Here is an 11,725-nt window from a genome sequence, read left to right on the forward strand (position 1 = left end):
CGTCAGCCTGGCTGGCGACGGGCAGCACGCGCCAACCGGGGCTTCGGTGACAGGGCGCACGCTCAAAAAAAACGGGCGCCCGAAGGCGCCCGAACCATTGCTGGAGGAGTGTTCGTATCAGAGGCGGTAGGCGGTTTCGCCGTGGGCGGTCACGTCCAGACCTTCGCGCTCTTCGTCTTCCGGCACACGCAGGCCGATGAAGATGTCGACCAGCTTGTAGGCGATGAAGGACACGACGCCCGACCACACGATGGTGATCACCACGCTCATCGCCTGGATGCCGACCTGGGCACCCATCGCGAAGTCTTCGGCACCGGTGCCGCCGAGCGACGGGGCGGTGAACACGCCGGTCAGGATGGCGCCGACGATGCCGCCGACACCATGCACGCCGAACACGTCGAGCGAGTCATCGGCACCGAGCATGTGCTTCAGGCCATTCACGCCCCACAGGCAGATCACGCCAGCCAGCAGACCGATCACCAGCGCACCCATCGGGCCGACGGTACCGCAGGCCGGGGTGATGGCGACCAGACCGGCGATCGAGCCCGAGGCGGCACCCAGCATCGACGGCTTGCCCTTGAAGATGGCTTCGGCGGCGATCCAGGCGACGGTCGCGGCGGCGGCGGCGATCATCGTGTTGATGGCGGCCAGTGCGGTGTTGGCGTTGGCTTCGAGGTTGGAACCGGCGTTGAAGCCGAACCAGCCCACCCACAGCATCGACGCACCGACCATGGTCAGTACCAGCGAGTGCGGGGCCATCGATTCCTTGCCGTAGCCGATGCGCTTGCCGACCATGTAGGCACCCACCAGACCGGCGACACCGGCGTTGATGTGCACCACCGTGCCACCGGCGAAGTCGAGCGCGCCGTGACCCAGCAGGTAACCGCCAGCACCCCACACCATGTGGGCGATCGGGATGTAGGAGAAGGTGAACCACAGCACCGAGAACAGCAGAACGGCCGAGAACTTGGCGCGTTCCGCGAACGAACCGACGATCAGCGCGGCGGTGATGCCGGCGAAGGTCAGCTGGAACATGATGAACACGTACTCGGGCAGCTTGACCGCCGGGCTGAAGGTGTCAGCCAGCGATTCGACCGAGACACCGCTCAGGAAGAGCTTGTCCAGCGAACCGATGAAGGGCGTGCCCTCGGTGAAGGCCAGGCTGTAGCCGTAGATGACCCACAGCACGCCGATCAGCGAGAACACCACCATCACCTGCATCAGCACCGACAGCATGTTCTTTGCGCGCACCATGCCGCCGTAGAACAGCGCCAAGCCGGGCAGGGCCATGAACAGCACGATGACGGTGGATACCAGCATCCAGGCCACGTCGCCCTTATGGACTTCGGCCTTCACTTCTTCTGCCGGTGCCGCTTCAGCCGGTGCGGCTTCGGCTGCCATCGGTGCCGCCTCGGGCGCTGCAGGGGCGTCGGCGGCCGGCGCGGCCGTTTCGGCCGCGACCGGCGCTGCCGGGGGGTCTTCTGCCATGACAGGCGCTGCCAGGCCGATGGCCAGCGTTGCGCACAGGATGCTCAAAAAGCGCTTCATCTCCCGTTCTCCCTTAAAGCGCATCGACGCCGGTTTCACCGGTGCGAATGCGGACGACTTGTTCGAGATCGAATACGAAAATCTTGCCGTCGCCGATCTTGCCGGTGCTGGCGGATTTTTCGATGGCTTCGACGACGCTGTCGACCAGCTCGTCGCTGATCGCCGCTTCGATCTTCACCTTCGGCAGGAAATCGACGACGTACTCGGCACCGCGGTACAGCTCGGTGTGGCCTTTCTGACGACCGAAACCCTTGACCTCGGTGACGGTGATGCCCTGCACGCCGATGGCGGACAGCGCCTCACGCACTTCGTCAAGCTTGAACGGCTTGATGATGGCAGTGACTAGTTTCATGACATTCCCCTGGCAGATGCCGCGAAGCGTTTGTGTAAATCAGAAGGTCTTGGAAACGAATACGACGTACTGGTCGTCACCGAGGTACTTGCCCTTCAGATTGGTGTAGAAGGCCTTTTCCGTGCTGTTCATGCTGGTGTCGGTATAGAAGGCGCCGACAGTGAAGCTCTGCGGCAGCGCGTAGGACAGGCCGATCTTCCAGTCTTCATACGAGGCGAAGGAGTCGTTCTTGACGCCAGCGTTCGAGCCGTCGAATTCCTGGATACCGTAGTGCAGGTTCAGCGTCAGCGCGTCGGTGATCGGGTAGTTGGCCTGCAGGTCCAGATACCACGTGCCGTCGGCGTTGTTCACGCCGAAGGTGTCGCCCAGGCTGTACGAGTACTTGGCCGACAGGAACTTCCAGCTGGCGGCAACATAGACTTCGGTCGTGTCGGCCTTGGTTATGCCGGGGTTTCGGTCGCCCGGATAGATGTATTGCAGGATACCGACATCCATGCCGATGTCTTCGGTTACTGCGAACTTGTAGCCGCCGTAGACGTCGATTTCCATGCTGGAGCTGGAGTAGGCGGGATCCACACCTGCCGGCGCATCCTTCAGCCACGAAATGTTCGATGCCCAGGTGCCGATGTAGAAGCCGCTGGCGTGCGAGTAGTCGAAGCCGCCCTGCAGTGCGATGTCTTCGTTGGTCTGGCTGATGCCGCGGAACACGTACTGGCTGAACAGACCGACGTTGCCGGTGAAGGTGTGCGGGCTGGCGGGCTCTTCGGCGTGGGCGGAGAAGGCGGGCACGGCCAGCGCGCTGGCGAGGGCGGCGGCGATCAGAGTCTTTTGCATGAGTGTTCACTCCTTGATGTTAGGGAAAACTGCTCAGCCTCCATTGCACGGACCGTGCCAGCAGTCAAACATAAATAATTTCAATGGCTTGCGATCGTGTCCCACGGCGATGCCGTGATCCATACAACGGCCTTGCCCCAAGTTCACGCGCGACAAATCCGACTCGCACCAAGTCGGTGCGTGAATACATGGCCTTACACTCCGTGCGCGAATTCGGTGCCCGCATGCCCGGAAATGCACCGCGATGTCATGAATGACGCCGCCGCGATGGTCGCGCCGGCTGCTGCTTGCCGGCACAATGCGCGGCGAACGTACGTCGCGTCGGCGTCCCGCAGGGGCGCCGCGTTGAATTCCTAACTGCAGGAGGTCGCCATGCTCAATCCCAAGATGCTCGAAGAGCTGTCCAGCCGTTTTTCCGAACTGATCGCCGCCAGCCCGGCCCGCGATCTGGAAAAGAACGCCAAGGCGATGGCCAGTGCCATGTTTTCCCGACTCGATCTGGTCACGCGCGAGGAATTCGACGTGCAGAAAGAGGTGCTGGCCCGCACCCGCGCCCAGCTCGAAGCGCTGGAGGCGCGCGTCGCCGAGCTCGAAAGCAGGATGGCCCAGCGCGAGGGCTGACCGCCGCCGCGGAATTTTTCCCGCCTCCGCGCATCAACGACGATGTGCGACTTATATGGAGAGCTCATGACGTTTCCGAATTTCACGGCCGCGTGCCGGTCGACCGTGATCGCCGCAGGTCTGGCGCTGGCCTTGCCGGCGCTGGCGGCTGGCACCTACAGCCGCGTGCTGCCAGAGAAAAGTACGTTGGCCTTCGTGTCGCAGCAGATGGGCGTGTCGGTCGACGGAACCTTCCGCAAGTTCGCCGCCACGCTGGATTTCGATCCGTCGAAACCCGAGGCCGGCAAGGCCACGCTGGACATCGAACTGGCCTCGATCGATGCCGGCGGACCGGAAGCCAACGACGAAGTGAAGGGCAAGAACTGGTTCGACGTGAAGCAGTTTCCGACCGCGCGCTTCGTGTCCACCTCGGTCAAGCCGCTGGGCAACAACAGGTACGAAGTACGCGGCCAGATGAGCATCAAGGGCAAGACACACGAAGTGGCGGCACCCTTCACGCTGAAGCCGGAAGGCGCCGGTGCGGTGCTCGAAGGCAGCTTCCCGCTCAAGCGCCTCGACTACGGGGTCGGTACCGGTGCCTGGGGTGACACCTCGGTGGTCGCCGACGAGGTGCAGATCCGTTTCCGGCTCGCCGTCGCCGGCAAGTAAGTCTCCGGGCGCGCCCCGGGGCGCACCTGAACATCAATAAGAAGGAGTTGCTGCATGAAGAAGATCGCTGTTGCCCTGTTCGGCGCATTCGCCGGCCTGTCCATGACCGCCGGCGCGATGGCCGCCGACAGCTTCACCATCGACAGCCGCCACACCTATCCGGTGTTCGAGGTGAACCATCTCGGTTTTTCGACCCAGCGCGGCCGCTTCAACAACGTGACCGGCAAGATCATGCTGGTGCCGTCGCAGCAGAGCGGCAGCATCGAAGTCACGATCGACAGCGCCTCCGTCGACATGGGCCTCGAAGCCTGGGACAAGCACATGCGCGGCGAGGATTTCTTCAACGTCGAGAAGTTTCCGAACATGACCTTCAAGTCGACCAAGCTGATCTACGAAGGCGACAAGCTGGTCGGCGCGGAAGGCGATTTCACGCTGCTCGGCGTGACCCGGCCGGTGCGCCTCGATGTGAAGGGCTTTGCCTGCGGCACCCACCCGATCAACAAGAAGGCGCTGTGCGGCGCCGACATCTCGACCACGCTCAAGCGCTCGGAATTCGGCATGACCAAGTACCTGCCGGGCATCGGCGACACCGTGGTGATCAACATCCCGGTCGAGGCGTTCAAGGACTGAGGCGCCGCCGGAACCCGGCGCGGGGCTCCGTGGGAGGAGTCCTCTGACCCCGACAGCAGCCTGAATCGAAGCCTCCGGACTGCCGCGGCCACGTCGCGGCCAAGGCCGCTCCCACAGGGGTGATGCGCCCTGCGCTTGGGTCGGGGTACTGTGGGAGGGGTCTTCCGACCCCGACCCGGCCGGCGATCAGACATTGCCCGCCGCCCCGCATGTGTTAACCGAATACCACCCCGAACCCTTCCGTCCGTAGCACGTTAGCGACCTGCGCGCACCGCGCGCATCCACGTGAGGAGGACGGACATGAAGGCGAAGAAAATCCTGTTGCTGGCCGGCGATTTCGTTGAGGACTACGAAATCATGGTGCCTTTCCAGGCGCTGCTGGCCGTGGGCCACACCGTGCACGCGGTGTGTCCGGACAAGAAGGCGGGCGACCAGATCGCTACCGCGATTCACGATTTCGAGGGTCAGCAGACCTATTCCGAGAAGCGCGGCCACAACTTCACGCTGAACGCCACGTTCGATACGGTGAAGGCCGAGGACTACGACGCGCTGGTCATCCCGGGCGGTCGCGCGCCTGAATACCTGCGCATGGACGACAAGGTGCTGGCCATCGTCCGTCACTTCGCGCTGGCCGACAAGCCGATCGCCGCGATCTGCCACGGTGCCCAGCTGCTGGCCGGCGCCAAGGTGCTCGAAGGGCGCCTGTGCTCGGCCTACCCGGCCTGCCGCGCCGAGGTCGAACTGGCGGGCGGCCGCTATGCCGACATCGCCATCGACGGCGCGGTGACCGACCGCAACCTCGTCACCGCGCCCGCCTGGCCGGCGCATCCGGCGTGGATCTCGCAGTTCCTCACGGTGCTCGGCACGCGCATCGAATAAGCGAACGACGCGGGGCGCCGGCGCGCCCCGCGCTGTCTACAATAGGCGCAGGAGGTGTCACCCATGTGCCAGATCTTCATTCGCGCCGACCCCGAACTTTATGTGATGCGCAGCCGTTCGTTGCGGCTGCGCGGCGTCGCCACCAGCATCCGGCTGGAGAACCAGTTCTGGGACGTGCTGGAAGAGATCGGCGCACGCGACGGCCTGACGCTGCCGCGTCTGATCTCCAAGCTGTACGACGAACTGGCCGAGGCGGGCGGTGGCGACGGCGCCCACCTGCTGCCGGCCAACTTCACCTCCTTCCTGCGCGTGTGCTGCGGCCGCTACATGGCGCTGCAGCTGGCCGGTGCGATACCGGCCGACACCCGCATCGCCATCTCGTCGCTCGACGCCGAGCGCGTGCTGGCGGCCGAGCGCCCGCGCACCGCGGCCAACCAGGTCGCCTGATGACGACATTGAAGTACCTGTCAGCCTATCCGGCCCACATCCAGGACCAGGTGCGCACGCTGATCGAGCAGGACCGGCTGGCCGAAACCCTGCGCGTGCGCTACCCGGAGCGTCACGACGTACGCAGCGATTCCGCGCTGTACGACTACGTGCTCGAACTGAAGAACCGCCACCTGCGCACCGCGCCGCCGGTCGCCAAGGTCGCTTACGACAGCGGCCTCGGACTGGTGGCGAAGGCGCTCGGCACGCAGACCACGATTTCGCGGGTGCAGGGTTCGAAGCTCAAGAGCAAGCGGGAAATCCGCGTCGCCACGCTGTTCCGCGACTGCGCGCCGGAGTTCCTGAAGATGATCGTCGTGCATGAACTGGCCCACCTCAAGGTGCGCGAGCACGACAAGAGCTTCTACGCATTGTGCGAGCACATGGAGCCGCGCTACCACCAGTACGAGTTCGACCTGCGGCTGCATCTGACCTGCCTCGATATCGCCGGCAAGTCCGCGTAGCCGGTGAGCCGCGCGGCGCTACACTGCGGCCGATGAGCGAACTGAAGAAAACCGTATCCCTCGTGCTCGGTTCCGGTGGCGCCCGCGGCCTCGCGCACATCGGCGTCATCCGCGAACTGCTGGCGCGCGGCTACGACATCCGCGCCATTTCCGGTTCGTCGATGGGCGCGGTGGTCGGTGGCGTCCATGCCGCCGGCGGGCTGGACGCCTACGAACAGTGGGTGACCGGCCTTGCCCAGTCCGACGTGTTCCGCCTGCTCGACTGGACCTTCTCCGGCGGCGGCCTGATCCGCGGCACCGTGCTGATGACAAGGCTGCGCGAGCTGATCGGCGACTGCGACATCGAAACCCTGCCGCTGGACTACACCGCGGTGGCGGTCGACATCGAACGCGGGCGTGAAGTGTGGTTCACCGACGGCCCGCTGTTCGAAGCGATGCGTGCCTCGTTCGCCGTGCCGTCCATCTTCACGCCGCACGCCTACCGCGGCCGCACGCTGGTCGATGGCGGCCTGCTCAATCCGGTGCCGGTGGCGCCGACCCAGCGCACGCTGACCGATCTCACCGTCGTGGTCGACCTGAATGGCGAATCGGTCGAGCCGCCGCCGCTGCAGAAGCTGCCGGCCGAAGTGTCTCCCGGGCTGCTGGCGCGGCTGCGCGGCTATCTGCCGGGCGGCAACGGCGATGCGAAACCGGTCGAGACCGGTCTGGCGATGTCCGACGTGCTGATGCGCTCGCTCGAAACCATGCAGGCGGCGATCACCCGCCAGCACCTCGCGGTGTTCTGGCCGGACGTCGTCATCAGCGTGCCGAAGAACACCTGCCAGTTCCATGAATTCCATCTGGCTGCGCCGCTGATCGACTATGGCCGCAGGCTGGCGGCCGCGGCACTCGATGCGGCCGAGAGCGAGCGCGCCCGGCACAGCGCTCACACGCCGCTCCGCACCGATCGCGCGCAGCAATGAAACGCGCGCCCATGCGTACGTCGATGATCGCGCTCACCGCCGCCATGCTTGGTGGCTTCGTGCTGAGCGGCTTCGTTGCGGCACAGGTTCAGCCGCAGCCGCTGTTGCCGGAACAGGCCAGCTGGTTCAGTCCACCGGCGGTTCCGGCGCTGCGGGCCGCCTGGCTGGTCGGCGCCGAACAGGCGGCCGGCCCTTATCTGCTGCGCGTGCGCCTTGTGGCAGGCGGCCGCTTCCCGCCGCACACTCATCCGGACACCCGCTACACGACGGTGCTCAGCGGCACGCTGTACGTCGGCTTCGGTGAACGCGTCGACGAGACCGCCGTGGTGGCGGTGCCGGCCGGTGCCATTTACGAAGCGCCGGCCGGCGTGCCGCACTGGGTGTGGGCGAAGGACGGCGACGTCGAGTACCAGGAGTCCGGCGTCGCACCGACCGCCACTCGTCTTCTCCGCTGACCGCGCGTTTACAAAAAAACGCCCGGTTCCGCGAACGGACCGGGCGAGCGCAAGGAGGAGTGAAACGGAGCAGCTACTTCAACAGCATCAACAGCAGGACTACATCTTTTGCTGGACGTCGCGTGCGGTGTCCTGAACCTTCTCGCCACCGGATTCGATGTCCTTGCCGGCGCCGGCGATCGTGTTGCAGCCCGCCAGCGCGAGGCCGGCGCACATCAGCATCAGGGTGATCAGTCTGTTCATGGTCGTCTCCTGTCGTTCGGTGTGGTGGGATTCAGGTGCGGTTGCGCAGCTGTGCAACCGTCGGCTGGAAGTCACCTTCTTCATCGACGTCCAGCGTCAGCATCAGGCCGTCCTCGACCGGCTGCAGCCGGTAATCCGGCACCGCCAGACGCAGACCGGCGTCACTGCCGCGCGAAATGCGCACCATGGCGTAACGGGCGGAGCGCTCGCCGTGACGGGCCGAAATGGTCTGTTCCACCACGCCGACGGTCGCGCCCTCGGTGTCGAACACTTCGCGGCCATCCAGCGCCGACAGCGCGACGGCGGCGCCAGACGGCGACGCGTCGATACGTCCGGTGCGCCCCAGTTCATAGGCGGCGAGCAGGGCGATCACGGTCAGTGCGCCGGCCAGTGCCGACATCAGCATGCGTCCCGTCATGGTGGCTATCTCCGTCTGCATGACACGAGCCCAGTATGGGCAGCAGGTGCGTGTGCGCCTGTCATCCGTCGCGGTGGGCGCGTGTAGGACAAATCCGGCAGGCGCGCTTCAGTTACCCTCGCGTCTGGTCGAGGAGGACGGACATGATCTGGTTGATTGCGGGGTTGTTGCTGGTGATCGGTGTGCACTCATTGCGGCTGGTGGCGCCCGGCCTGCGCGAGCGGGTGATTGCGCGCCATGGCGCGATGCGCTGGCGCCTGCTGCATTCGGGCGCTTCGCTGGTCGGCCTGGTGCTGCTGATCTGGGGCTACGGCGAGGCGCGGGCGGAGCCGGTGTGGCTGTGGATACCGCCGGTGTGGTCGCGCCACGCCGCTGCGCTGCTGATGCTGCCTTCATTCGTGCTGCTGGCGGCTTCGCTGCTGCCGGGCTCGCGCATCGCCGCCCGGCTGCGCCAGCCGCTGGCGGCTTCGGTGAAGATCTGGGCCTTCGCCCATTTGCTGGCCAACGGCACGCTGGCCGACCTGCTCATGTTCGGCAGCTTCCTCGTGTGGGCGGTGCTGTCCTTCACGCTGCTGCGTCGGCGCGAGGCGCATCTGCCGGTGCCGCCCGGTTCGGCCGCCGGTGACCTGAAGGTGGTGCTGGCCGGCATCGCTGGCTGGGCCGCGTTCGCGTTCTGGCTGCACGGCCCGCTGATCGGCGTGCGGCCCTTCGGCTGAGGAGAACGGCAATGATGACCGTACATATCGAGCGCCTGCGTCCGGGTGACGACCTGCGGCGCAGCCTCGAAACCTGGGCGAAGCGGCAGGACCTCGGTGCCGCCTTCGTGCTGTCGGCGGTCGGCAGCCTGTCGCCGGCCATGTTGCGGCTGGCCGGGCGCGACACCCCGACGGTGATCGACGGCGACAGCGAACTGCTGACCTTGTCCGGGACGATCAGTGCGCAGGGCGCGCATCTGCACCTGTCGGTGGCCGACGCCGACGGCCAGGTGACCGGTGGTCATCTGCTTGCCGGCAGCATCGTGCGCACGACGATGGAACTGGTGCTCGGCATCGCCAGCGGCTGGGAGATCCGGCGCGAGGTCGACCCGCTCACCGGCTACGAGGAAATGGTGGCCGAGAACCACGACGAACTGCTCGGTGCGCGCGGCCCGGATTGATATCCACGCAGCGCGCGAAAAACTATTTCGTTACCGCTGCCTAAAAAACAGGCAACACCGTTGACACCGGCCCCGGCCGGGCGATTGCGGCGTCTATACATCTTTCGCTCACACCTTTGTCCACAGATGCTGTGGATGACGCAACGCAGCGAGCCTCGATCCATGTCGTGGTCATCGCTGCGCGATGCCGCCGCAGGAGAATCCCCCGGCTTCGGCCTGCCTGCCCAAAAATGAGGCAACCCTATTGACACCCTCTGCCAGTGCGGCTGTCGTGACGACGCGATGCATCTTGTCCACAGATGTTGTGGATAAGAACAGCGCGCCGGCCGTGTAAGCTCGCGGCTTTCCGATCCAGGATCCTGCAGTGGCGAAAGTCATTCCCGACGGCTGGCGAGAACTCGCGGCGGGCGAGGCCGGTGGCGCGGCCGAACGCGAACTGGCGACACTGGCGCTGCTCGAGCGCGGGCTGCCCGCGGCCTATACCGTCTATCACGGCGTGCACTGGACGCGGCTCGACGAGGGCGGCTTCTCGATCTACGGCGACATCGATTTCGTCGTGGTGAATGCCGCTGGCGAGCTGCTGGCCATCGAGCAGCGCAGCGGCTTTCTTGAAGAAGGCCCGCATGGTCTCAGTTCGCGCCGGCGTGGTCGCGACCGCAATGTCGCGGTCGGCATCGCCCGCTCGCGCACTGCGCTGCAGGCGCGTCTGGCCGCGCGTCTGGGCGGGCCGGCGCCGCGCATCGAATACCTGCTGTACTGCCCCGATTACTTCGTGCGGCAGGCGCATACCGCCGGCATCGAACCGGAACGCATCGTCGACGCCGCGGTGCGCGACCAGCTGATACCGCGCATCCGCGCCATCCTGCCGCCGGGCGAGCACAGCGGGCACGCGCCCGAGGTGCACCGTTTCCTGCGCGACGAAATCAAGCTGGAGCCGGACGTTGCCGCGCGGCTGGGTATCGCGCGCGAGCGCATCACGCGCGTTGCCGGCGGCTTGTCGCAGTGGGCGCGTGCGCTCGATTTCGATCCTTACCGGCTGCGTGTGGTCGGCACCGCAGGCTCCGGCAAGACCCAGCTGGCGCTGGCCGAATACAGCGCGGCCATCGCCGAAGGCCGCCGCCCGCTCTACGTCTGTTTCAACCGCCCGCTGGCCGACCATCTCGCGCACATCGCGCCGGAAGGCGGCCTCGCCTGCACCTTCCACCACCTGTGCGAACGCGTGCTCGCGGCGCACGGCGAGCGGCCGGACTACGCGAAGCCGGATGCCTTCGACGCGCTGATCGCGCGCGCCGGCGAGCTCGACGTACCGGACGACCTGCGCTTCGATTCCATCATCGTCGACGAAGGTCAGGACTTCTCCGCCGACTGGGCGCAGCAGCTGTGGCGTCACGCCGACGACGACGCGCGCCGCATCTGGCTCGAAGACCCGATGCAGAATCTGTATGCGCGCCCGCCTATCGAGCTGCCGGGCTGGGTGACGCTGCGCGCGCACAGCAATTTCCGTAGCCCGCGACCGGTGGTGCGCATGCTGCAGGCGCTGCTGCCGGCCGCCGAGCATATCGAGGCGGCGTCGCCGTTCGAGGCGGACGAGGTCGAGCTGCTCAGCTACGACGCGGCCCATCCGCTGACCACGCGGGTCAAGGAAGCGATCCGGCTGTGCTTCGCCGCCGGCTTCCATGCGCAGGACGTCGCCATCATCAGCTGGCGCGGCCGCGAACAGTCGGAACTGCTGCGTCACGACCGGCTCGGCGCCAACGCGTTGCGCAGCTTCACCGGCCAGTACGATCTGCTCGGCCAGCCGGAGTATTCGGGCGGTGAGGTGCTGATCGAATCGGTGTACCGCTTCAAGGGGCAGTCGGCGCCCGCGGTCATCCTCGCCGAAATTGATTTCGAAACGCTGGACGAGCGCACGCTGCGCAAGCTCTTCGTCGGCGCCACGCGGGCGATGATGAAGCTGGTGCTGGTGGCGAGCGAACGCGCCGCCGCGCAGCTGCGCGACAAGCTGGGTGCGCATCCGTGAGCGCGGCGA

At 66.0% G+C, this 11,725-nt stretch carries 16 protein-coding genes; 11 read left to right on the forward strand and 5 right to left on the reverse strand.

Annotated features, from left to right (window positions below; all coding sequences use genetic code 11):
• Positions 1-117: 117 nt before the first annotated feature.
• From METFAM1_RS0114770 to METFAM1_RS0114780, 3 genes are read right to left on the reverse strand one after another with little or no spacing between them, the layout of a single operon-like run.
• Complete coding sequence (locus METFAM1_RS0114770; RefSeq protein ID WP_019916145.1) at positions 118-1,548, reverse strand: ammonium transporter; 1,431 nt, start codon at positions 1,546-1,548, stop codon at positions 118-120.
• 13 nt (positions 1,549-1,561) lie between these two features.
• The gene (glnK, locus tag METFAM1_RS0114775) at positions 1,562-1,900 is read right to left on the reverse strand and encodes a P-II family nitrogen regulator (protein WP_018412627.1); all 339 of its coding nucleotides are present in this window, start codon (positions 1,898-1,900) and stop codon (positions 1,562-1,564) included.
• Positions 1,901-1,939: 39 nt separating this feature from the next.
• Entirely contained in the window at positions 1,940-2,734 is a 795-nt protein-coding gene (locus METFAM1_RS0114780) for a TorF family putative porin (protein WP_019916148.1), read from the reverse strand.
• A 372-nt stretch (positions 2,735-3,106) separates the two neighbouring features.
• On the opposite strand from METFAM1_RS0114780, the gene METFAM1_RS0114785 reads away from it, so the two are divergent.
• The 8 genes from METFAM1_RS0114785 to METFAM1_RS0114820 all read left to right on the forward strand — a co-directional run bounded on the left by METFAM1_RS0114785 (position 3,107) and on the right by METFAM1_RS0114820 (position 7,879).
• Positions 3,107-3,355, forward strand: coding sequence for an accessory factor UbiK family protein (locus METFAM1_RS0114785; RefSeq protein WP_019916149.1), 249 nt, complete (start codon positions 3,107-3,109; stop codon positions 3,353-3,355).
• Positions 3,356-3,421: 66 nt separating this feature from the next.
• The gene (locus METFAM1_RS0114790; protein ID WP_019916150.1) at positions 3,422-4,003 is read left to right on the forward strand and encodes a YceI family protein; all 582 of its coding nucleotides are present in this window, start codon (positions 3,422-3,424) and stop codon (positions 4,001-4,003) included.
• Between the two features lie 54 nt (positions 4,004-4,057).
• The gene (locus METFAM1_RS0114795) at positions 4,058-4,633 is read left to right on the forward strand and encodes a YceI family protein (protein WP_019916151.1); all 576 of its coding nucleotides are present in this window, start codon (positions 4,058-4,060) and stop codon (positions 4,631-4,633) included.
• Between the two features lie 300 nt (positions 4,634-4,933).
• The gene (locus METFAM1_RS0114800; RefSeq protein ID WP_019916152.1) at positions 4,934-5,512 is read left to right on the forward strand and encodes a DJ-1/PfpI family protein; all 579 of its coding nucleotides are present in this window, start codon (positions 4,934-4,936) and stop codon (positions 5,510-5,512) included.
• Between the two features lie 63 nt (positions 5,513-5,575).
• Positions 5,576-5,959 carry a ribbon-helix-helix domain-containing protein gene (locus METFAM1_RS0114805; RefSeq protein ID WP_019916153.1) on the forward strand — a complete coding sequence of 128 codons (384 nt, stop codon included), beginning with the start codon at positions 5,576-5,578 and terminating at the stop codon, positions 5,957-5,959.
• A complete protein-coding gene (locus METFAM1_RS0114810) occupies positions 5,959-6,462 on the forward strand; it encodes a YgjP-like metallopeptidase domain-containing protein (RefSeq protein ID WP_019916154.1) in 504 nt (167 codons plus the stop codon). The genes METFAM1_RS0114805 and METFAM1_RS0114810 overlap by 1 nt, the downstream gene beginning before the upstream one ends.
• Positions 6,463-6,494: 32 nt before the next feature.
• Complete coding sequence (locus METFAM1_RS0114815; RefSeq protein ID WP_019916155.1) at positions 6,495-7,424, forward strand: patatin-like phospholipase family protein; 930 nt, start codon at positions 6,495-6,497, stop codon at positions 7,422-7,424.
• Entirely contained in the window at positions 7,421-7,879 is a 459-nt protein-coding gene (locus METFAM1_RS0114820; protein ID WP_019916157.1) for a cupin domain-containing protein, read from the forward strand. The genes METFAM1_RS0114815 and METFAM1_RS0114820 overlap by 4 nt, the downstream gene beginning before the upstream one ends.
• A 99-nt stretch (positions 7,880-7,978) precedes the next feature.
• On the opposite strand, the gene METFAM1_RS0114825 is transcribed toward METFAM1_RS0114820, so the two are convergent.
• Together METFAM1_RS0114825 and METFAM1_RS0114830 are read right to left on the reverse strand one after the other, a co-directional pair.
• A complete protein-coding gene (locus METFAM1_RS0114825) occupies positions 7,979-8,122 on the reverse strand; it encodes an entericidin A/B family lipoprotein (protein ID WP_019916159.1) in 144 nt (47 codons plus the stop codon).
• A 31-nt stretch (positions 8,123-8,153) separates the two neighbouring features.
• Positions 8,154-8,540 carry a hypothetical protein gene (locus tag METFAM1_RS0114830; protein WP_232419776.1) on the reverse strand — a complete coding sequence of 129 codons (387 nt, stop codon included), beginning with the start codon at positions 8,538-8,540 and terminating at the stop codon, positions 8,154-8,156.
• Positions 8,541-8,683: 143 nt separating this feature from the next.
• On the opposite strand from METFAM1_RS0114830, the gene METFAM1_RS0114835 reads away from it, so the two are divergent.
• The 3 genes from METFAM1_RS0114835 to METFAM1_RS0114845 all read left to right on the forward strand — a co-directional run bounded on the left by METFAM1_RS0114835 (position 8,684) and on the right by METFAM1_RS0114845 (position 11,716).
• The gene (locus METFAM1_RS0114835; RefSeq protein WP_019916162.1) at positions 8,684-9,256 is read left to right on the forward strand and encodes an NnrU family protein; all 573 of its coding nucleotides are present in this window, start codon (positions 8,684-8,686) and stop codon (positions 9,254-9,256) included.
• Between the two features lie 11 nt (positions 9,257-9,267).
• Positions 9,268-9,696 carry a PPC domain-containing DNA-binding protein gene (locus METFAM1_RS0114840; RefSeq protein WP_019916163.1) on the forward strand — a complete coding sequence of 143 codons (429 nt, stop codon included), beginning with the start codon at positions 9,268-9,270 and terminating at the stop codon, positions 9,694-9,696.
• Positions 9,697-10,060: 364 nt separating this feature from the next.
• A complete protein-coding gene (locus tag METFAM1_RS0114845; protein ID WP_019916164.1) occupies positions 10,061-11,716 on the forward strand; it encodes an ATP-binding domain-containing protein in 1,656 nt (551 codons plus the stop codon).
• Positions 11,717-11,725 lie beyond the last annotated feature (9 nt).

This window comes from Methyloversatilis discipulorum (assembly GCF_000527135.1).
Lineage (GTDB): Bacteria > Pseudomonadota > Gammaproteobacteria > Burkholderiales > Rhodocyclaceae > Methyloversatilis > Methyloversatilis discipulorum.